This is a genomic window from Pseudomonas sp. I2 (assembly GCF_040984075.1).
GTDB lineage: Bacteria > Pseudomonadota > Gammaproteobacteria > Pseudomonadales > Pseudomonadaceae > Aquipseudomonas > Aquipseudomonas guariconensis_B.
Map to the genome: position 1 here is coordinate 1 of NZ_JBCGFQ010000191.1, position 418 is coordinate 418.

At 56.2% G+C, this 418-nt stretch carries 1 protein-coding gene; it reads left to right on the forward strand.

Features of this window, described 5'->3' with window-relative positions; genetic code table 11:
• A partial coding sequence (nuoI, locus tag WCE05_RS26200) for an NADH-quinone oxidoreductase subunit NuoI (protein ID WP_368816865.1) occupies positions 1–418 on the forward strand: 418 nt, incomplete at both ends.

Below are 418 nucleotides of genomic sequence, written 5' to 3' on the forward strand. Positions count from 1 at the left end.
GTTAGTAGGTTTCGGCACCCAGGTTCGTAGTATCTGGATGATCGGCCTGCACGCGTTCGCCAAACGCGAAACGCGAATGTACCCGGAAGAGCCGGTCTATCTGCCGCCCCGTTATCGTGGTCGTATCGTTCTGACCCGCGACCCGGACGGCGAAGAGCGTTGCGTAGCCTGTAACCTCTGCGCGGTAGCCTGCCCGGTCGGCTGTATCTCGCTGCAAAAAGCAGAAACCAAAGACGGTCGCTGGTACCCGGAATTTTTCCGCATCAACTTCTCACGCTGCATTTTCTGTGGTCTGTGCGAAGAAGCCTGTCCGACCACGGCGATTCAGTTAACCCCGGATTTCGAAATGGGGGAATACAAGCGCCAGGATCTGGTTTACGAAAAAGAGGATCTGCTGATCTCCGGTCCGGGCAAATAC